This is a genomic window from Mycolicibacterium sp. XJ1819 (assembly GCF_053483675.1).
Window position 1 is genome coordinate 1 of record NZ_JBEFST010000031.1, and the last position, 20,652, is coordinate 20,652.

At 62.1% G+C, this 20,652-nt stretch carries 20 protein-coding genes; 3 read left to right on the forward strand and 17 right to left on the reverse strand.

Annotated features, from left to right (window positions below):
- Nucleotides 1-269 precede the first annotated feature (269 nt).
- Nucleotides 270-488 carry a hypothetical protein gene (locus ABQE89_RS25350; protein ID WP_064928014.1) on the forward strand — a complete coding sequence of 73 codons (219 nt, stop codon included), beginning with the start codon at nucleotides 270-272 and terminating at the stop codon, nucleotides 486-488.
- A 445-nt stretch (nucleotides 489-933) separates the two neighbouring features.
- On the opposite strand, the gene ABQE89_RS25355 is transcribed toward ABQE89_RS25350, so the two are convergent.
- A complete protein-coding gene (locus ABQE89_RS25355) occupies nucleotides 934-1,344 on the reverse strand; it encodes a hypothetical protein (protein ID WP_064928015.1) in 411 nt (136 codons plus the stop codon).
- A gap of 172 nt (nucleotides 1,345-1,516) precedes the next feature.
- Between ABQE89_RS25355 and ABQE89_RS25360 the strand changes: the two genes are divergently transcribed.
- Nucleotides 1,517-2,590, forward strand: coding sequence for a class 1 fructose-bisphosphatase (locus ABQE89_RS25360; protein ID WP_064928016.1), 1,074 nt, complete (start codon nucleotides 1,517-1,519; stop codon nucleotides 2,588-2,590).
- Nucleotides 2,591-2,604: 14 nt separating this feature from the next.
- On the forward strand, nucleotides 2,605-3,489 hold the full coding sequence (locus tag ABQE89_RS25365; RefSeq protein WP_069407690.1) for a phosphoribulokinase: 885 nt from the start codon (nucleotides 2,605-2,607) through the stop codon (nucleotides 3,487-3,489).
- 44 nt (nucleotides 3,490-3,533) lie between these two features.
- On the opposite strand, the gene nuoN is transcribed toward ABQE89_RS25365, so the two are convergent.
- The 16 genes from nuoN to ABQE89_RS25445 all read right to left on the reverse strand — a co-directional run bounded on the left by nuoN (nucleotide 3,534) and on the right by ABQE89_RS25445 (nucleotide 20,648).
- The gene (gene nuoN, locus ABQE89_RS25370) at nucleotides 3,534-5,090 is read right to left on the reverse strand and encodes an NADH-quinone oxidoreductase subunit NuoN (protein ID WP_082933146.1); all 1,557 of its coding nucleotides are present in this window, start codon (nucleotides 5,088-5,090) and stop codon (nucleotides 3,534-3,536) included.
- Nucleotides 5,087-6,658 (reverse strand): NADH-quinone oxidoreductase subunit M, encoded by a 1,572-nt coding sequence (locus ABQE89_RS25375; protein ID WP_448421859.1) that lies wholly within the window; start codon nucleotides 6,656-6,658, stop codon nucleotides 5,087-5,089. The genes nuoN and ABQE89_RS25375 overlap by 4 nt, the downstream gene beginning before the upstream one ends.
- Nucleotides 6,655-8,532: an NADH-quinone oxidoreductase subunit L gene (gene nuoL, locus ABQE89_RS25380; RefSeq protein WP_448421861.1), complete on the reverse strand. Its 1,878-nt coding sequence runs from the start codon at nucleotides 8,530-8,532 to the stop codon at nucleotides 6,655-6,657. The genes ABQE89_RS25375 and nuoL overlap by 4 nt, the downstream gene beginning before the upstream one ends.
- Nucleotides 8,533-8,542: 10 nt before the next feature.
- Nucleotides 8,543-8,842: an NADH-quinone oxidoreductase subunit NuoK gene (gene nuoK, locus ABQE89_RS25385; protein ID WP_064927453.1), complete on the reverse strand. Its 300-nt coding sequence runs from the start codon at nucleotides 8,840-8,842 to the stop codon at nucleotides 8,543-8,545.
- Nucleotides 8,839-9,675, reverse strand: coding sequence for an NADH-quinone oxidoreductase subunit J (locus ABQE89_RS25390; RefSeq protein ID WP_448421863.1), 837 nt, complete (start codon nucleotides 9,673-9,675; stop codon nucleotides 8,839-8,841). The genes nuoK and ABQE89_RS25390 overlap by 4 nt, the downstream gene beginning before the upstream one ends.
- The gene (gene nuoI / locus ABQE89_RS25395) at nucleotides 9,672-10,214 is read right to left on the reverse strand and encodes an NADH-quinone oxidoreductase subunit NuoI (RefSeq protein WP_064928410.1); all 543 of its coding nucleotides are present in this window, start codon (nucleotides 10,212-10,214) and stop codon (nucleotides 9,672-9,674) included. Before nuoI ends, ABQE89_RS25390 begins: the two co-directional genes overlap by 4 nt.
- Complete coding sequence (gene nuoH, locus ABQE89_RS25400) at nucleotides 10,207-11,520, reverse strand: NADH-quinone oxidoreductase subunit NuoH (RefSeq protein ID WP_082933229.1); 1,314 nt, start codon at nucleotides 11,518-11,520, stop codon at nucleotides 10,207-10,209. The genes nuoI and nuoH overlap by 8 nt, the downstream gene beginning before the upstream one ends.
- Nucleotides 11,520-13,901: an NADH-quinone oxidoreductase subunit G gene (locus ABQE89_RS25405; RefSeq protein ID WP_448421865.1), complete on the reverse strand. Its 2,382-nt coding sequence runs from the start codon at nucleotides 13,899-13,901 to the stop codon at nucleotides 11,520-11,522. Before ABQE89_RS25405 ends, nuoH begins: the two co-directional genes overlap by 1 nt.
- On the reverse strand, nucleotides 13,888-15,267 hold the full coding sequence (gene nuoF / locus ABQE89_RS25410) for an NADH-quinone oxidoreductase subunit NuoF (protein ID WP_448421867.1): 1,380 nt from the start codon (nucleotides 15,265-15,267) through the stop codon (nucleotides 13,888-13,890). Before nuoF ends, ABQE89_RS25405 begins: the two co-directional genes overlap by 14 nt.
- Nucleotides 15,264-16,013: an NADH-quinone oxidoreductase subunit NuoE gene (nuoE, locus tag ABQE89_RS25415; RefSeq protein WP_448421869.1), complete on the reverse strand. Its 750-nt coding sequence runs from the start codon at nucleotides 16,011-16,013 to the stop codon at nucleotides 15,264-15,266. Before nuoE ends, nuoF begins: the two co-directional genes overlap by 4 nt.
- Nucleotides 16,010-17,323: an NADH dehydrogenase (quinone) subunit D gene (gene nuoD / locus ABQE89_RS25420; protein ID WP_069407687.1), complete on the reverse strand. Its 1,314-nt coding sequence runs from the start codon at nucleotides 17,321-17,323 to the stop codon at nucleotides 16,010-16,012. The genes nuoE and nuoD overlap by 4 nt, the downstream gene beginning before the upstream one ends.
- The gene (locus tag ABQE89_RS25425; protein WP_069407688.1) at nucleotides 17,323-17,982 is read right to left on the reverse strand and encodes an NADH-quinone oxidoreductase subunit C; all 660 of its coding nucleotides are present in this window, start codon (nucleotides 17,980-17,982) and stop codon (nucleotides 17,323-17,325) included. The genes nuoD and ABQE89_RS25425 overlap by 1 nt, the downstream gene beginning before the upstream one ends.
- A complete protein-coding gene (locus ABQE89_RS25430; protein WP_448421871.1) occupies nucleotides 17,979-18,533 on the reverse strand; it encodes a NuoB/complex I 20 kDa subunit family protein in 555 nt (184 codons plus the stop codon). The genes ABQE89_RS25425 and ABQE89_RS25430 overlap by 4 nt, the downstream gene beginning before the upstream one ends.
- Nucleotides 18,524-18,883 carry an NADH-quinone oxidoreductase subunit A gene (locus tag ABQE89_RS25435; RefSeq protein ID WP_448421901.1) on the reverse strand — a complete coding sequence of 120 codons (360 nt, stop codon included), beginning with the start codon at nucleotides 18,881-18,883 and terminating at the stop codon, nucleotides 18,524-18,526. Before ABQE89_RS25435 ends, ABQE89_RS25430 begins: the two co-directional genes overlap by 10 nt.
- Nucleotides 18,884-19,056: 173 nt before the next feature.
- Nucleotides 19,057-19,902: a hypothetical protein gene (locus ABQE89_RS25440; protein ID WP_448421873.1), complete on the reverse strand. Its 846-nt coding sequence runs from the start codon at nucleotides 19,900-19,902 to the stop codon at nucleotides 19,057-19,059.
- The gene (locus tag ABQE89_RS25445; RefSeq protein ID WP_064929227.1) at nucleotides 19,899-20,648 is read right to left on the reverse strand and encodes a DUF6390 family protein; all 750 of its coding nucleotides are present in this window, start codon (nucleotides 20,646-20,648) and stop codon (nucleotides 19,899-19,901) included. Before ABQE89_RS25445 ends, ABQE89_RS25440 begins: the two co-directional genes overlap by 4 nt.
- Nucleotides 20,649-20,652: the final 4 nt, after the last annotated feature.

Sequence of the window (20,652 nt, forward strand, 5' to 3'; positions counted from 1 at the left end):
CGTCACGTCCGTGCCTTTCTTTGTTGGAGGAGGTCTGTTTCCGTTCGATGCGCCAGCGCAGCGTTGGGGTACATCGATGATTACCAGACGGCGGATCGCAGCACGATCTCGGAGGCAACCTGAGCTATGAAGTATGGTGCATGCCGCGACGACCGTACTAACCGGAAATCGCCGCAAATGTAACGTCCGCTGGCGTGTACCGCGTCCAGCGCATCTGAATTACTCACTATGGCTGTGGTATTGACGTTGATTGGCGGACAAGGCACGCCGTGGGCGAAGCACGGTCGGCCAGCTACTTCGGGGTGACCGACATCGATCACCACCAACCCGGTGAAGCGATCCGGACGGGCCGCGGCCAGCCTCCACGCCAACTCACCACCGCCCCGGTCTCCGGCCAGCACGGCACATTTCACGCCGATCGCATCGAGTATCCCTACCACTGTGTCAACGGTCATCCGATCGTCAATGTCGATGACAACAGTGCGTAGATCCGCGATGCGCAGGCGTTGGCATACGGCGTCCAACGGACTCGGCAGCCGGGTCAGTAGCACCACTGGAGATCCGTGGCTTGGACCCGAAACCCAGGCCGTCTCAACGATTCCATCGAAAACCAGGCAGTCGGCGCGCTGCACATGCGATGGTGCCCGACGCCTGCGAGGGTTCGGTGCGGTGCGGCGAGGATGGATGCTCGGCCGGGTAGCTCGGTGTGCGTCGATGACAAGGTCGGCCCCCGCAACGCTCTTGACATCTGACACCGCAACCTCCAGGGGATAACGTATTTCGTCTCTGTTCAATCGTTACGGTGCCGTAGCAGCAGTCCGACAGGAATGTTGCCAGCGTGATGCACAACTGTCTATCGAGCATTCATCATCGACATCGCGCTGTTTACTTCAGCCAAACGGACACGTCAGACGTTTCGAGCCACGAACGGGCTCACGCGCTCAGTACCAACGCGGCCAGAGCTTCAGCGAGCCGGATCGCGTCCAGCGGGTGCACCACCACCGCATCGGCCTGCGCCCAGCGCGCTAACCATCCGTCCTCTGATCGTCCGATGAGAACGATGATCGGCGGACATTCGTCGACTTCGTTCCGCACCTGTTTCGCGATGGCCATGCCGCCCGCGGGGGTGGCCTCGCCGTCGAGTATGGCCAGCCCAATGTTGCCTGTATGCACCAGCGCGATCGCCGCCGCATGCGTTGCGGCCTCGACATACTCGACCTCTGGGAGTCCTGGGTGTGGACGTGAGCCCAAACCGGTGAGCACCTGACCGCGAGTCGCTGCGTTGTCGCTGTAGACCAGAACCCGCATTCGTTCACGGGCGGCCAGCACCCTCGGCTCCTTCATGGCGGTGATGCTAAGCCGGAGTTCGGCACCGGGAAATGTTGCCGCTCAGATTCCCCGCCTACCCCACCCACATGGGGGATGGCCGTAACGCACCGTGCCAGCAATATCAGATTGATCCCGGTTGCCCGGGTGCGGCGACCCCAAGTGACCAACTCGATGCAAGGAACGGCTCATGCTTGCTTCTCACACGACCCTTGTGCAGTTCCTGATCAACGAGAGACGCGAGCATCCGAGCGCGAGCGGTGACCTCAACGGCCTGATACTCAGTGTGGCGCTTGCGTGTAAGGCAATCTCCAAGCGTGTCGCGGTCGGGGAGCTAGCTGGCGCCGTCGGTTCCGCCGGCGGGGTGAATGTCCAGGGCGAAGTCCAGCACAAGCTCGACGTGGTGGCCAACGATTACTTCCTGCGGGCCAACGAATGGGGTGGCCAGGTCGCCGGGATGGCGTCCGAGGAGCTCGACCATCCCTATCTGCTTCCCGGGGAGTACCCACGCGGCAAGTACCTGCTGATATTCGACCCGTTGGATGGGTCATCGAACATCGATGTCAATGTCTCAGTGGGCAGCATATTTTCGATCCTGCGGGCTGCCCATCCGGGTGCCGACCCCAGTCCCGAGGACTTTCTGCAGCCCGGGGCCGAGCAGGTGTGTGCCGGGTACGCCCTCTATGGGCCGTCAACGGTGCTTGTGCTCACGGTGGGGACCGGCGTGCACGCCTTCACATTGGATCCCGGACTCGGAGAGTTCATCCTGACTCGTGAATCCATACTTATTCCACCCACTGCGAAAGAGTTCGCGATCAACGCCTCCAACCGGCGATTCTGGGAACCGGCCGTGCGGCGGTATATCGACGAGTGTCTGGCGGGCCGGTCGGGACCTCGGGGACGGGACTTCAACATGCGTTGGGTCGCCTCCCTCGTGGCCGAGACACACCGAATACTCACGCGAGGAGGCGTTTTCCTCTATCCGCGCGATACAAAAGACGCCAGCAAGCCCGGTCGTCTGAGACTTCTGTACGAGGCCAGCCCGGTGGCGTTCCTGATCGAGCAGGCAGGCGGCGCGGCCAGCACCGGGCGTGGCCGCATACGCGATGTCGTTCCAGAGCACATCCACCAGCGCGTGCCGTTGATCTTTGGCGTGAAAGAGGAAGTGGAACGGATCGAAAGCTACCACCTGGAAAGCAATGACAACCCCGGGGATTTGCCGCTGTACGGCCGTCGCGGACTGTTCCGCGCCACGGTTGGCTGAGGAAGGAGAGATCCGTGTCTCGTCTGCATCCGATCATTTCGGTTACCGGGTCGTCTGGCGCCGGCACCACGTCGGTGATGCGCACCTTCGAGCAGATCTTCCGCCGTGAGCAGGTGCGCGTGGCTTTCGTCGAGGGTGACAGCTTCCACCGCTTCAACCGTGCAGAAATGAAGGCTGCCATCGCGGACGCCTACGCCCGGGGCGACCACAGCTTCAGCCACTTCGGACCCGACGCAAACCTGTTCGAGGAACTCCAGGATCTGTTTCAGACCTACGGTGAAACAGGGACCGGAAAGGTTCGACGGTATCTGCACGACGAGAAGGAAGCCGAGCCCTACGGGCAGGATCCGGGAACGTTCACGCCGTGGGAGGCCATACCGGACAACACCGACATGCTCTTCTACGAGGGCCTGCATGGTGCTGTTGCAACCGACGAAGTCAACGTCGCGGCCTACGCGGACTTGCGCATAGGCGTTGTGCCGGTGATCAACCTGGAGTGGATCCAGAAGTTGCATCGGGACAAGCTGACGCGTGGGTATAGCTCAGAAGCCGTTACCGACACGATCCTTCGCCGGATGCCGGACTATCTGAACTACATCTGTCCCCAGTTTTCGAACACCGACGTCAACTTCCAGCGCGTGCCTGTCGTCGACACATCCAACCCCTTCATCGCCAGAGCCATCCCAACGGCCGACGAGTCGATGCTGATCATTCGGTTTCGTGATCCGCACGGTATCGACTTCCCGTATCTGCTTTCGATGCTTCATGGTTCGTTCATGACCCGCGCGAACACCATCGTGTGTCCCGGCGGCAAAATGGATCTGGCGATGCAGCTGATCTTCACACCGATGGTGCTGCGCTTACGGGACCGGCGCATGGCCGAACTCGGCCTTCGATAGCCATTTTTCGCCGACTGAGCCCCGGCCGGTTCGCCTGCCGGGGCTCAGTTCAGGAAACCTCCGGTATTGCCTGCCAAGGCCAGCAAGGACTGCGGCAGCACCCCGAACAGCACCGTCGCGGTGGCACCTGCCAAAATCGCGACGCGGGTCATCGAACCAGGTACCACCACCTGAGGCAGGCCATCACGGTACGGCGTTGCCGAATACATGACGACAATCACGCGCACGTAAACGAATGCCGCGACGGCACTTGCGATGACACCGACGACGACCAGCGGGATTGCGCCGCCTTCACCTGCCGCCTTGAACACGGCGAATTTCGCGATGAAACCGCTGGTGAGTGGAACCCCGGCAAACGCCAGCAGGAAGATCGTGAACGCCGCACCGAGCAGCGGGGCGCGCCGACCCAAGCCGGCCCAGCTGGCGATGTCGGTGTCCTCCTCGCCACCGGCAGCGCGGACCAACGTCACGACAGCGAACGCGCCCAAGGTGGCCAAGCCGTACGCCACCAGATAAAACAACGTCGAAAAGAGCCCAGCCACGTTTGCTGCAGCAACCCCGATGAGAATGAACCCCGCCTGGGCGATCGCGGAGTAAGCCAGTATCCGCTTGATGTCGGTCTGGACGACGACCATGACCGAACCCGCGACCATGGTCACGATCGCCGCCGCCCACGTCAGCGGACGCCAGCCGGCCTGCAGGCCGGGTAATGCGACGTAGAAGATGCGCAACATGGCGCCGAAGGCAGCGATCTTGGTGGCGGCGGCCATGAACGCGGTGATCGCGGTGGGCGCACCCTGATAAACGTCGGGGATCCAGGAATGGAACGGCACAGCACCAACCTTGAAGAACACCCCGACCGACAACAGGCCCATGCCCACCACTGCGAGCCCACCGTGACCGGCGCCGCTGGCGAGCACCTCAGCGATACCGGTCAAGGACAACGTTCCGGCGTGCCCGTACAGCATCGCCATGCCATAGAGGAAGATTGCCGACGAGAAAGCACCCAACAGGAAGTACTTGAGGGATGCTTCCTGGGACAACACCCGACGGTGTCGCGCCAGCCCGCACAACAGGTACAACGGAAATGAGAACACCTCCAGCGCGATGAACATCGTCAACAGGTCATTGGCCGCCGGGAACAGCAGCACGCCGCCGAGTGCGAACATCGTCAGCGGAAACACCTCGGTCTGCATGGCCCGAACCTGGGTCGCCTCGATCTGGGCGACGCTGCCGGGAACCGCCGACGCCTGGGGAGTGAAGGCATCCAAACCACCGGAGCTGCGGCGCTCAGCGATCAGCAGAAGGGCCAGCACACCGATCAGCAGGATGAGGCCCTGGAGAAACAGTGTCGGCCCGTCAACGGCGACCGCGCCGACCACCGCGGCCCCATGGGCGCCGGTGAGCGCCAGTGCCATGACTGCAACCAAAGCCGCCAGCAATGCGCCCAGGCACAGGGTCAGCTGGATACGGTAACGGCGGCGGGTCGGCGCGAATGCCTCGACCGCAACCCCGATGACGGCCGCCCCGAAGACCATCAACATCGGTGAGAGCCAGCTATATTCGATGCTCGGAGCGGGCAGGCTCAGCAACATTGTCATGGGTCAGATCCTTCCGCTGCTGTCGGCACCGTCGGCTGTGGATCCTGCTGACCGATGCTCGTCAACGTGTGGGCGACCGCAGGGTTGATGAGATCAAGTGCCGGTTTGGGATAAAAGCCAAGAACGATGAGGAGGGCGATAAGTGGGCTGACCACGGCGATCTCGCGCGGCACCAAGTCGCGAAGCTTCTCATTACCGTCGGTGACAGGCCCGGTCATCATCCGCTGATAGAGCCACAGGATGTAGACGGCCGAGAGCACCAAAGCCACCGATGCCAACACCGCAAAGATCGGATAGCGGGTGAATGTTCCTACCAAGACCAGAAATTCGCTTATGAACGGTGCCAGACCAGGCAGTGCCAACGTGGCCATGCCCGCCACCAGGAAGGTGCCGGCCAACGCCGGGGCGACCTTCTGCACACCGCCATACGCAGCGATCGCACGGGTTCCCCGCCGTGACACCAAGAACCCGGCGATGAGGAACAGGGCAGCGGTCGCGATGCCGTGGTTGACCATGTACAAGGTCGAACCTGACTGCCCTTCGCTCGTCATCACGAATATGCCCATCACGATGAACCCGAAGTGCGATATCGAGGTGTAGGCGATCAGGCGCATCACATCTGTCTGGCCGATGGCCACGATGGCGCCGTAGATAATCGCTGTAACGGCCAGCGCGATGATGGCCGGACGGAAATATGTTGAGGGTTGCGGAAACAACTGCAGACAGTAGCGCAGCATGCCGAAAGTGCCGACCTTATCGACGACCGCCATCATGAGTACCGCGGTCGCCGGCGTGGCCTCCACCGCGGCGTCGGGCAACCAACTGTGAAACGGCCACAGCGGTGCCTTGATCGCGAATGCGAGCATGAACCCCAAGAACATCATGTTCAGCACCGCGGGGTTGACCAAGAGCTCGCCGTTGGCCACCGCGGCGGCGATCGTCCGAAGATCGAATGTTCCCGCGGTCTCACTACCGAGACCGTTGGTCAGCGTCGCCACATACAGCACGATCACCGCCGCAAGCATGATCAGACCACCGAACAGGTTGTACAGCAGAAATTTCAGGGCAGCCTTGCCGCGGCGCTCACCACCGAATACACCGATCAGGAAGTACAGCGGTACCAGCATGACCTCGAAGAACATGAAGAACAGCAGCACATCCAGCGCCATCAGTGAGATCAGTACCATGCCCTCGAGCAGAAGGGTCAGGGCCACATATGCGTGGGTGGACCGACCCTCATTGGCACCGTCATGCCAGCCGGCCAACAACACCACAGGCACCACGACGACGGTCAGAATGATGAGAACCAGCGCGATGCCGTCGACCCCGACGATGTAACCAACGCCGAATGAGGGGATCCAGGAGTGGCTTTCGACAAACTGATATCGATCGCCCGAGGTCTGGAACTGCGCGGTGACCAGTGCCGCGACGGCGACCGTGGCGACCGAGACCGCTACCCCGACCCACTTCGCCAGATCACGGGCGTGACGCGGCAGGGTCATCACGAAACCGGCCCCGACAACCGGAACCACCCATAGCACGCTCAACCACGGAAACTGACTCATCATAGCCTCGCCAAACTCATGGCCGCGATAATCACCGTCACGCCGATGAGTACACCAAGTCCGTAGGATCTGACGAACCCATTCTGCAGCAGGCGGATTCGTGCCGAGGCAATGCCGATAGCTTGCGCCAATCCAGTGACCATACCGTCGATTCCTCGGATGTCGAGGGTCGCCAGCGAGCGGCTCAGTGCGCGACCCGGGCGCATGAAGACGGCCTCGTTGACCGCGTCGCCGTAAAGATCCTTACGGGCAGCAACGGTCGGCGTGGACACCCACCCGGTAGCGATGGGGCTCACCGGTCGGGCGGCGTATCCGAAGTAGGCGATGACGATGCCGGTCGCCACGACCGACAACGTGATGATCGTCATCACCCAGACCGGCACCGCATGGTGGACGTGGTGACTGCCAACGACCGGTTCTAGCCAATGCTTCAGTGCCCCGCCGAGGCTGAGCGCCGCGCCACCCACGACCGATCCGAAGGCCAACACGATCATCGGCCACGTCATGACCGCCGGTGATTCGTGTGGATGCGTGTCGGGGCGCCAGCGCGCCCGACCGAAGAACGTGAGCAGCATCACCCTTGTCATGTAGAACGCGGTGATCCCGGCACCCACCAGGGCCGCGCCGCCAAACAGCCATCCGCGTACTCCGCCAGCGGCAAAGGCGGTTTCGATGATGGCGTCTTTGGAGAAGAACCCGGCAAAAGGTGGAACACCGATGATGGCCAGATAGCCGATCCCGAAAGTGACAAACGTGACGGGCAGCAGTTTGCGCAGCCCCCCGTAGTGCCGCATGTTGACCTCATCGTTCATGGCGTGCATTACCGATCCGGCGCCGAGGAAAAGGCCGGCTTTGAACAAGCCGTGCGCCAGTAGATGCATGATCGCCACCGCGTAACCCGCCGGTCCGAGTCCAGCCGCCAGCACCATGTAGCCGATCTGACTCATGGTGGACGCGGCCAAGGCCTTTTTGATGTCGTCCTTGGCGCAGCCGATGATCGCTCCGAACAACAGCGTGACTGCGCCCACGATCGCCACCGCCAGTTGAGCCGCGGGAGCCAGGTTGAACAGCGGACCGGAACGAACGATCAGGTATACACCCGCTGTCACCATCGTGGCCGCGTGAATAAGCGCCGACACTGGGGTGGGGCCCTCCATCGCATCGCCAAGCCAGGACTGCAGCGGAACTTGCGCGCTCTTGCCGCAGGCTGCCAACAACAGCAATAACCCCACGACGGTGAGGGTGGTCTCCGATAAGGCTGGAGCTGCGGCGAAAACCCCCGTATATGAGATGGACCCGACCGCGGCGAACATGGCCATGATCGCGATCACCAAACCGACATCGCCGACCCGGTTGACGATGAACGCCTTCTTGGCCGCAGTAGCCGCCGAAGACTTGTGCGACCAAAACCCGATCAACAGGTAGGACGCCAGACCGACGCCCTCCCAACCGAAGTAGAGCCCGAGATAGTTGTCGGCCAGTACCAGCAGAAGCATGGCGGCAAGGAAGAGGTTGAGATAGGCAAAGAACAATCTGCGGCCGGGATCCGCGGCCATATATCCGATGGAGTAAATGTGGATCAGCGAACCCACACCGGTGATCAGCAGCACGAAACACACGGACAATGCGTCCAGTTGCAGCCCGAAGTCGACCTGCAGTCGTGCCACCGGCACCCAGGAGAAAAGTGTTTCGTGGATCACCCGATCATGGGCATCGCGCCGCAGAAGGTCGGCAAACAACACGGTAGCAACGGCAAACGATGCCAACGCGGCGGTGCACCCCAGCCAGTCACCCCAGTTGTTCGCCTTCTTGCCACCCAGAAGCAGGACCACCGACCCGGCCAGCGGCAACATGATCAACATCCACACCATCGTCATCGCCGCCCCCTCAATGCTTCAGCAGATTCGCATCGTCCACGCTGGTCGAACGCCTGGTACGGAACACCGCCATGATGATCGCCAAGCCCACCACCACCTCGCAGGCGGCGACCACCATGGTGAAGAAGGCCACCACCTGACCATCGAGGTAGCCGTTGATCCGGGAGAACCCCACGAAGGCCAGGTTTGCGGCGTTCAACATCAACTCCACACACATGAACATCACAAGGACATTGCGCCGCAACAAAACTCCGGCCGCACCGATCGTGAACAGCAATGCCGACAGATATAGGTAGTTGACCGGGTTCATCGCACACCCTCTTCGGTGAATGTGCTCCGGCATCTCTCAGGTTCAGCGACCAGCAGTCGCAACACCACGCCGCGACGTTGCAGAGTCCTGCTGACCGACAGCTCAGCCGGCCTACCGTCGGGCAGCAGGGCCGGGATGTCGACCGCGTTGTGCTGTGCGTAGACGCCGGGGGCCGGCAACGGGGTCGGATATCCACCGGATCGGAAACGCTCCGCAGCGAGTTCACGTTGAGTTTTGCGACGGGAGAAGCGCTCCCGGTGAGCCATCACCATCGCCCCCAGTGCCGCGGTGATGAGCAGTGCACTGGTGAGCTCGAACGTCCACAGGTACCTGACGAAGATGAGCGCGGCAAGGCCTTGAACGTTCTCCTGGCCGGCGAGATGGTCGCTCCCGACCGTCGGCGTGACCGTTGCCGGTCCCGCGGTAACCGCGGTTGACGCTCGACCGATACCTGCGATCAACAGGACTCCGAACCCCGCACCCACGGTCATGACCGCAACCCGTTGCCCCCGAATGGTTTCAACCAATGACTCCGCCGATTCGACACCGACCAGCATGACGACGAACAGGAACAGCATCATGACGGCGCCGGTGTAGACGACTACCTGAACCACACCCAAGAACGGCGCTCCCGCAGCGATGTACAACACGGCGAGACTGATCATCGTGGCTGCCAGGAAGGTGGCCGAGTACACCGCCTTCCGCGCGCACACCACACCGAGAGCTCCGGTCAACGCCAAAGCACCGACGATCCAGAACACGACGGCCTCCCCGGTCGAGGTCCGCACGACTGGCGCTGCGGCCAACACTGCCGCCGATGCCTCGATACTCATGAGCTCGACCTCGCTTCCCGGTGGTCCGCCGCGGCGCCGGTGATGTTTCCGCGGTAGTAGTCCTCGTCCGTTGCGTCCGCGACCATGGCATGGGGAGGAGTCAGCATTCCCTCCAGAAGTGGAGCCAACAGGTCGTCCTTGCCGTATATGAGGTCGGATCGATTGTCATCGGCCATTTCATACTCATTCGTCATGGTGAGCGCACGCGTAGGGCAAGCTTCGATGCACAATCCACAACCGATGCATCGCAAATAATTGATCTGGTACACCTGCGCGAAACGTTCCCCCGGTGAGAACCGGCGGCCATCGGTGTTGTCCGCGCCCTCCACATAGATGGCATCCGCCGGGCAGGCCCACGCGCATAGTTCGCATCCAATGCATTTCTCCAGACCGTCGGCGTAGCGGTTCAATTGATGGCGACCGTGATAACGCGGAGCGGTCGGCTCGGGGTCTTCCGGATAACTTTCCGTCACCGGCCTTTTGAACAACGATAGGAATGTCACTCCGAATCCGGCGACCGCACTGGTGAACTTAGACATGGCGGTCTTCTCCCTTGGTCAGAACGGCGCCGTTTCGAATCGGCTTACCGTTGTGGATCGGTGTGCCGTTGGCGACGTAGGGCGGCATCGTGACGGCTGCGTTCGGCCTCGGTAAAAGAGGGACCGGAAACAGTCCGGTATGGCCGACCACCGAGGTTCGTGCCAGCGCCTGCTGGTGGTCTTGTTGGCCCCGCCGGAAACGGAGCATCAGCCAGATCGACACCAATAACAGTGTGCTCGAGATAAGCATCGGGATGACACCGTTGCGGCCAACGGATTTCAGTACGGCGACCATCATTATCCAGGCCAGCGACACCGGGATGAGTAGTTTCCAGCCGATCGCCATGAACTGGTCGTAACGCATCCGCGGAAGCGTGGCGCGCAGCCAGATGAACACGAACAGGAACGTCCACACCTTGATGACGAACCAGACCAGCGGCCACCAACCGCCGACCGCACCATCCCAGATGCTGACCGGCCACGGCGCACGCCAGCCGCCGAGGAACATCGTGGCGGCCAGTGCCGAAACCGTGGTCATGTTGACGTACTCCGCAAGCATGAACATTGCGAACTTGAGCGATGAGTACTCGGTGTGGAATCCGCCGACCAGCTCCCCCTCTGCCTCCGGCAGATCAAAAGGAGCCCGGTTGGTCTCACCGACCATCGCGATCAGATACACGACGAAGGAAGGTAATAACAGCACGGCATACCAGGTACCGTCCTGGGCGGCAACGATACCGGAGGTAGACATGGTGCCGGCGAGCAGGAACACACTCGCAAAAGACAGCGCCATGGCGATTTCGTAAGACACCACCTGTGCGGCTGAACGTAACCCGCCCAGCAGTGGGTAGGTGGAGCCCGATGACCAGCCCGCCAACACGATTCCGTACACGCCGATCGATGTGACGGCAAGGATATAGAGCACCGCCACCGGAAGGTCGGTCAGCTGCAACGGTGTGTTGTGGCCGAACACCGAAACCACTGGACCCATCGGTATGACTGCGAACGCCATGAACGCCGGGATGACCGCGACGATCGGGGCCAATAGATAGACCGGCTTATCTGCGCCGGACGGGATCAGACCTTCCTTGAGGGCAAGCTTGATCCCGTCGACCAAAGACTGCAGCATCCCGTTCGGCCCGACCCGGTTTGGGCCGAAGCGCATCTGCATCCGGCCCAATACTTTGCGTTCCAACAGGATTGCGACCAACACCGTCACAAGCAGGAAGACGAAAATGGCCAGCGCTTTGGCAAGGATGAGCCACCACGGATCGAGCCCGAATACGCTGAGGTCGGTCGGGGTCATCATATGGCCCCCCGCTCGATATCGACGACCTCGCCAGAACCCGCCCCGAGTTGGGCGCGTACGGCGCAACCCGATGAGTTCACCGGGAGCCAGACCACGCGGTCCGGCATATCGGTTCGAACCAGCGGCAGGGTGATCGATCCGTGGTCGGTTCGCACCGTCACCGGGTCGCCGTCGCTCGCACCGATCTCAGCTGCGGTGCGGGGCGACAGCCGCACCACAGTGGTCCGTGCAGTACCAGCCAGATGCGGTTCACCATCCTGTAATCGGCCGGAGTCCAACAACATCCGCCATCCTGCGAGGAGTGCCTGGCCTGGCACTGGTGAGATGGGTGGATTCGCAGCGACATCGGGGGTGGCGGGACGCCTTCCCGACCAACTGCCGAGAGCGGACAGTTCGGCTGCGGCTGCAACTGGTGTCGGGCACGCAAGGTCCACCCCGATCCGTTCCGCCAGAATATGGAGGACACGCAGATCCGAGTTTGCGTTGCTAGGTGTCGCGGCCCTGAACTGTCGGACACGGCCCTCCCAGTTGCGGAAGGAGCCCGTTTTCTCCACCACCGGGGAGACGGGCAGAACGACGTCAGCCCGTTCGGTGACAGCGCTTTCGCGCATTTCCAGGCTCACCACGAACGGACCGTCAGACAACGCGCCGACCGCGCCCGCAGGGTCCGGTAGGTCGCCGGGCTCTACGCCCGCGACCAGCAGGGCGGTGATCTCCCTTTGCGCGGCCGCCATCAGGATCCCACCAGTATCCCGCCCCGGGGTGGTGGGCAGGCCGTCGGTACGCCATGCACTGGCGGTCTGCTCGCGGGCTCGGCTGTCCGACACCGGCCGGCCACCCGGCAGCAAGTTCGGCAGACAACCGGCCTCCAGAGCTCCCCGGTCGCCGGCCCGCCGCGGGATCCAGGCCACCGATGCCCCGACGCTATCGGCAAGTCGGGCCACCGCCGAGTAGGCACCCGTACTGGTCGCCAACCGCTCACCGGCCAAGATGATGGTTCCGTCAGGAAGTTCTGTGGACAACGCCTCAAGTGCGGAGGCCTCGTTGCCCGGTGCTGTCATGACCAACCGGCCATTGCATTTGGTGAGTCCTGTTGTGGCGAAAGGTGCGACAGCTATTACGGCAAGGCCGTTCTTTCGCACGGCCTTGCGCAGCCGCAGGAACACGATCGGCGCTTCTTCTTCTGGCTCGAAGCCGACCAACAGGACGGTCGGCGCCCTCTCGAGGTCCGCATAGGTCACCGTCATCGGGGTACCCGCGACGCGGGCTGCCAAGAACTCGGCTTCCTCCGCCGAGTGCGGACGTGCGCGGAAATCGATATCGTTTGTGCCCAGCACGATTCTGGCAAATTTGCTGTACATATAAGCGTCTTCGACGGTGAGCCTTCCCCCGACCAGAACTCCCGCTCGACCCTTGGCGGCGGCCAACCCCTCGGCAGCGAACCCGATCGCCTCCGACCACGCGGCCGGACGCAAAACGCCCTCGGTATCGCGCAGCAACGGTGTGGTGATCCGATCACCGACGGTCGGATAGCTGAACGCCCACCGCCCCTTGTCGCAGTTCCATTCCTCATTGACGTCGGGGTCGTCACCGGCCAGTCGCCGCAGCACTCTTCCGTGCCGGTGGTCGGTGCGCTGAACGCATCCGGACGCACAGTGTTCGCACACGCTGGGGCTGGACACCAGGTCGAACGGTCGAGCCCGGAACCGGTATGCGGTGCCGGTCAGCGCCCCGACCGGGCAAATCTGTACGGTGTTACCCGAGAAATACGACTCGAACGGCTGACCCGACGCGGTTCCCACCTGCTGCTGTGCACCGCGTTCGAGCATCTCGATGAAAGGGTCTCCGGCGATCTGCTCGGAGAACCGGGTGCATCGGGCACACAGCACACAGCGTTCCCGGTCCAGCAACACCTGTGTGGACAAGTTGATCGGCTTCGGGTACGTCCGCTTGGCACCATCGAATCGAGTCTCTGGACCGCCGCTGGACATGGCCTGATTTTGAAGGGGGCATTCCCCACCCTTGTCGCACACCGGGCAGTCCAGCGGATGGTTGATCAGTAACAGTTCCATCACCCCGCGCTGGGCATCATCGACGGTCGCGGAACTGAATTGGGTACGCACCACCATGTCCTCGGTCACCGCTGTGGTGCACGACGCCAGTGGCTTGCGTTGTCCTTCGACCTCGACCAGGCATTGCCGGCATGCCCCTACCGGATCCAGTAGCGGATGATCGCAGAATCGAGGAATCTGGATTCCCATGAGCTCTGCGGCGCGGATTACCAATGTACCTGTAGGCACGACGATCTGGTGGTCGTCGATGGTCAGCGACACCATCTCCAGCGCGGAGTTGCCCCTGGTGGATTCAGCTGACGTCACAACCGCCCCTTCCACTGCCCGACACGGTTGCGTCTTCGGTCGCCATCAATGTCGCGGCGTGGGGATCAAACGGACACCCACGGCCGATATGGGCCTCGTACTCGGCACGGAAGTACTTGATCGATGAAATGATCGGCATTGCCGCACCATCTCCCAAGGCGCAAAAGGATTTTCCGATCATGGTGTCGGAGACGTCGAGGAGCTTGGCGAGGTCCGTCGTTGTTCCAGAGCCCGTCTCCAACTGCTCATAGATCTGTGACAACCAGTATGTGCCCTCACGGCAAGGGGTGCACTTGCCGCATGACTCGTGGGCATAGAACTGGGTCCAGCGCCGCACCGCTCGCACCACACACGTGGTTTCATCGAAAATCTGCAGCGCCTTGGTACCCAGCATGGAGCCGACCGAGGCCATACCTTCGTAGTCCAATGGCACATCCAAATGTTCAGCGGTCAACAATGGTGTCGATGACCCGCCCGGGGTCCAGAACTTCAAGGTGTGACCGGCGCGGACCCCGCCGGCGTAGTTCAGCAGCTCGCGCAGGGTGATACCGAGCGGTGCCTCGTACTGGCCGGGACGGGTTACATGGCCGGACAACGAATACAGCGTGAAACCCGGCGACCCCTCCGATCCCATCGAGGCGAACCATCCATCCCCATGGAGCAGGATCGGCGGGACGCTCGCGATGGACTCGACATTGTTGACCACCGTGGGGCAGCCGTACAAGCCAGCCTGCGCGGGGAATGGTGGACGCAGCCGGGGTTGGCCGCGGCGGCCTTCCAGGGAGTCCAGCAGCGCCGTCTCCTCACCGCAGATGTAGGCGCCCGCGCCGGCATGCACGATCACATCCAGATCGAATCCGGATCCGTCGATATCATGACCCAAAAGCCCAGCGTCATAAGCCTCTTCGACGGCGGTCCGCAACCGGCGTAATGCCGGCAGCACCTCGCCGCGCAGGTAGATGAATGCGTGATGCGCACGGATCGCGTACGCGGCAATGATGATGCCCTCGATGAGAAAGTGCGGTGTAGTCATCAGCAGCGGGATATCTTTGCAGGTACCCGGTTCAGACTCATCGGCGTTCACCACCAGGTAATGCGGTGTGTCATGGTCGGCCCCTGGGCCATTGCGCCCCTGTGGGATGAACGACCATTTGGTCCCCGTCGAGAAGCCGGCGCCACCGCGCCCACGCAGGCCCGAATCCTTGACCAACGCAATGACATCGTCGGGATTCATGGCCAGCGCCTTAGCCATGGCAAGATAGCCGTCGTGTCGACGGTAGGTGTCCAGCGACCATGGCTGCGGTTCGTCCCAGAATCCACTCAACACCGGTGTGAGAGATGTTTGCGGCGTGCTTGCGAGCGTCATCGGCCCTTCCGGTTCTGTCGTGTGTGCGGGTATCTGGCGGTCATGCCAAGCTCTCGCGCGACCTTGAGTCCGGCCAGTGTCGCCGCGCCCGGCTCACCACCACTCCTTTCGTGCTGGCGCTCCGGCAGACCCGCGAGACACCGGGCAGTAGTGCTGAAGTCACACACCGGGCCACCCCGGCTGGACGTGACGACATCGCCACGACACAGTTGGTCGACGAGTTCCCTTGCCTGGCAAGGCGTCTGGTTGTCGAAGAAGTGCCAATTGACCATTACGACCGGCGCGTAATCGCAGGCGGCATTGCATTCGACGTGTTCCAGCGTCACCTGGCCGTCATTGGTGGTCTGCCCGACACTGATTCCCAGATGGTCCTGCAGCGCTTCGATGATCGCGTCGCCGCCCATGATCGCGCACAACGTGTTGGTGCATACGCCCACCAAGTACTTACCGGTCGGAAAACGCCGGTACATCGAGTAGAACGTGGCGACCGCGGCCACCTCGGCATCGGTGAGATCGAGTTGTCGGGCGCAGAAGTCGACACCGGCCGCGGCCAGATACCCGTCGTGGCTCTGTACCAGATGCAGCAGCGGTAGCAGCGCGGACCGCGGCTGTGGATACTTTGCGATGATCGTGGCCGCGTCAGCAGCCAACCGTGCCGTTACATCCCCGGGGTAGTGTCTCGGTCCGCCGATGGGATGGGCCGGCTCTTGCGGCCGCGGGACTAACTTCAGAAACACTTCACTCATCGGTCCACACCTCCCATCACCGGGTCGATCGACGCCACCGCGGCGATCACGTCGGCGACCATACCGCCCTCGCACATCGCGGCTACCGCTTGCAAATTCGTGAACGATGGATCTCGGTAGTGCACCCGGTAGGGACGAGTCCCGCCGTCTGACACCATGTGCACGCCGAGCTCACCCCGCGGCGATTCCACCGCCACGTACACCTGGCCCGGCGGGACCTGGATCCCCTCGGTCACGAGCTTGAAATGGTGGATCAGCCCCTCCATCGAGCGCCCCATGATCCGGGCGATGTGCTCGGGTGAGTTACCTAATCCGTCTGGACCGAGCGTGAGATCGGCCGGCCAGGCCAGCTTTCTGTCCGAGATCATCACCGGCCCGGCCTCCAACCGATCTACACACTGTTGCACGATCTTCAGCGATTCCTTCATTTCGTCGACGCGGATCACGAAACGGTCGTAGCAGTCGGAGTTCTCACCGGTGATCACATTGAATTCGTATGTCTCGTAGCCGCAGTAGGGTTGTGACCGGCGCAGATCATGGGGCAAGCCGGTGGCGCGCAGTACCGGTCCGGTGACCCCCAACGCCATACAGGCGGTGAGGTCCAGATGGCCGACGCCTTGGTTGCGCGATTTCCAGATCGAGTTCCGCCGCAGCAGATCCTCCAGCTTTCTGAGTTGACCCGGTAACGTCCTCAGCAGCTCGCGAACCTGGTCGAGACCGTTGTCTGGCAGGTCGGCGACCAGTCCCCCGGGCCGGATGTAGGCGTGATTCATCCGCAGACCGGTGATTGCCTCGTATACCTTGAGGATGTCCTCCCGGGCGAGAAAGCCGTAGAACATCGCGCTCATCGCGCCCAACTCCATCCCACCGGTGGCCAGTGACACCAGATGCGATGAGATGCGGTTGAGCTCCATCAGCATCACCCGGATCACGCTGGCGCGTTCAGGGATATCGTCGCTGATGCCGAGTAGCTTCTCGACACCGAGGCAATAGGCAGTTTCGTTGAAGAACGGTGACAGATAATCCATCCGGGTGACGAACGTGACGCCCTGTGCCCAGGTGCGATACTCGAGGTTCTTCTCGATTCCGGTGTGCAGATAGCCAATGCCGCAGCGAGCCTCGGTGACCGTCTCACCTTCGATCTCCAGGATCAACCGAAGCACACCGTGAGTGGACGGGTGCTGTGGACCCATATTGACCACGATTCGCTCGGCCGAGGCTGCGCTCGGGCCTGCGTCGCGGACTGCCGCCACGATCTCGTCCCAATCCTGCCCGGCCACGGTGACCGTCATTTCGGGTATTTCGGTCATCAGTGGTATGACCTCCGCTGATCGGGGGGCAGGATCTGGGCACCGTGATACTGGACGGGAACACCGCCGAGCGGGTAGTCCTTGCGTTGGGGATGGCCGACCCAGTCGTCAGGCATCTCGATCCGGGTCAGCGCCGGATGTCCATCGAAGATGATCCCGAAAAAGTCATAGGTCTCCCGCTCGTGCCAGTCGGTGGTGGGATAGAGCGCGAACAATGATGGAATGCGCGGGTCGTTCTGCGGTGCAGAGACTTCTAACTGAATACGCCGATTGTGGGTGATCGACATCAATGGGTAGACGGCACGAAGCTCACTACCGGCCTCGTCCGGATAGTGGACGCCGGACACACCGGCGCACAGTTCGAATCGCAATGCCTCGTCATCGCGCAGGTGTACTGCGAGCCGGGGCAGCTGCCATCGGTGCACGCACAGAGTAAGTTGGTCGCGGTGCACCATGACGCGCTCGACACTGGTCTCGAACGATCCCCGGCCGCCCAGGATTTCGACCAACCGGTCGACGATGTCGTCGAAATAGCCACCGTAGGGACGTGGCGAGCTGCTCGGCCGGTTCACCGGGGGCACCAAGCGGCCGTAACCCGACGTGTCACCGCTGCCGGCGACGCCGAACATTCCGCGGCCAACTCCGCTTCGGTTGCTCATCGTGCACCTCGGTCAGTCTTTGGGCTCGACGTGGACGCCAGTGACGCCTGCTCAACCGCGGCGACCACCTCTTCGCGGTGCACGCCCAATGGCATTTGTTGAATCTTGCTGTGCAGCTTGATAATTGCATGCAGTAACATTTCTGGACGCGGTGGACATCCAGGCAGGTAGATATCCACCGGCACTAGATGGTCGACGCCCTGGACTATCGCGTAGTTGTTGAACATTCCACCAGAAGATGCGCAAACACCCATTGCCAAAACCCATTTCGGTTCCGCCATCTGGTCGTACACCTGCCGCAACACCGGAGCCATTTTCTGGCTGACACGGCCCGCAACGATCATCAGATCGGCCTGGCGAGGGGTCGCCGAGAACCGCTCCATGCCGAACCTGGCAATATCGAATCGCGGTGAGGCCGTTGACATCATCTCGATCGCGCAGCACGCCAAGCCGAACGTTGCCGGCCACAACGAATTTTTCCGAACGTATCCAGCCATCTTTTCCACGGTCGACAATATGATCCCGCCAGGCAGCTGCTCCTCTAATCCCATTCCAGCCCACCCCGCCGCCACACATAGCCGTACGCCACGAAGACCACTGCCATGAACAACGCCATCTCGACCAGGGCAAAGATCCCCAGCTGGTCAAACGCCACAGCCCACGGGTACAGAAATACGATCTCGATATCGAAGACGATGAACAGCATTGCGGTCACGTAAAACTTGATGGGAAATCGGCCCATCCCCAGCGCGTGTTGGGCCGGTTCGATGCCACACTCGTACGCCTGCAGTTTGGCCCGGTTGAATCTGCGCGGACCGATCAGTAACGCAATACCCACTGAGCCCACCGCGAATGCGGCGGCAATCGCGCCGAGAACCAGGATCGGCACATAGATTCCCATTCCCATACCTGCAGCCCTCCTGCGCGACAGACGATGCACTGACGTTGTGCCGAAGTGATGCAACCTGGACCGCCGGCGGCGGGATTACCTCGTTCTGAACTGTCTACCGGCCGGACGACGAAGGGTTGACCCCAAGATGGGGGATACGCCAGGTGATTCGAGGAGGGATAGATTCAGTGCGGTGTCTGCGACAGGCCGACCAGGCCGGGATCAAACGTGGCCCTGGCGGCCACCGAAGCGGCCGAGGCGGCAACGATCATTCGCGCATCGGAGTCATGGCCTTTCGGAAATACGATCTCGGCGCTGTCCGGCCCGTCGCGGTGCGCCATCAACCAGTCGTATAGCAGCCAGTCCAGTGCACATGTGACGGCAAACGGATCAGCCTCGGCACTGCACGCCGAGGAGACCACCGCTTCGATCGCCTGACGATGTTCGGTGCGGGCCGCGTCCTTGTTCACCCCGGAGCTATCGAACAGAAGCATCGACAACGTCAACGGGAAGCGCTGTCCTGATTCGGCGCGTAGGACCCAGCGTCCACCCTTCCACGGCCTGTCCTCATCGACCTGTTGCATCTGGCCGAATCCGCTGACGACGCCGAGCGTCGGATCGTCGAGTTCATCGTCGAGCGGCGCCGGCCCAAGCAAACCCAGCGGCTGCCGGGCCCGAATCGAAAACAGGGCGGCCGTGCCGATGATCTTGCCGGCGCGGACATCCGCGGTGATGGCGACCGATTCAAGTGCGGTCGCGTAGTCGAAACACAACCGGTCCAGGGCACGGTGCAGGTCGAGCAAGCTCTCACGTTCGGTCGGTTCGATAGGCGTCTTTCCACCGCCCAGATACTCCCCGAATCGTTCAGCGGCAATGATCAGCGCGTCATCAAGAGCTTCGAGATGGGTTGCGATGAGCCGGTCGGGCTCCTCGTCCTCGGCGACAAGGCTCTGCAAGGTGGTCTGGGTGCCCGTCGGCGTGACCCAGTAGAAGCCGATCTGGCCGTCGGCCTGAACAATTCGCGGTCTCACCGAATCTCCATGGCGAGTCTGCGGTTTGTGAGCGACAACTGCCGCGCAGTGGACTCATCGAGGGCTCGCACCTGCGCTGTCCCCACCCGTCCGCATATGCCACCCCAGTGCAGCGCAATTCGGTCGCCAGGAGCCACCTGGGGTACCGCGCTATACCCATCGACGAAGACATCGACAATGCGGTTGGCCGGAGCGGACATACTCAGGGCCTGGCCGTCCCACGCCAGGTTCCGACTGCGAACAGTAACCTGATCACCGTCTCGGCTGAGCACCTTGGCCGGCGTGATGCGGCAGCTGTCCAGGATGTGGATCGGATGCTCGTCCATCCCCTTACCCAACAACCGCGACCAAGGATAGACACCGAAAACGTGGAAGCAGTGATTTCCAGCGGCCTCCTCGGCCAGTTCCGGCGTCAAGTGCATCCAGTAGTGCCCGGCTTGCGGTCCGATAACGGCGAGCAATTCGGCATAGAACTCAGCGGGGTCGATCGATGCCGCGACTCCTCCACCCAACCAATATGATTCGACCAGACGTAGATCAAGCGGGTCAGCGATTCCGGTCATCCGGGACAGTACCTGCAAATACGGCCATGCCCCCGAGAAGCGTTGCGCCACTGCGCGGACCGCTTTGTCTGAACCTTCGCGCAGGGCGGTACTCTCCGACGGTCCGCAATAGCCCAGCTGATTGGGCGCGTACGCATACCGGGCGAACATCTGCGGTCCGCTGATGCTCACCTGCTGCACCATCTGC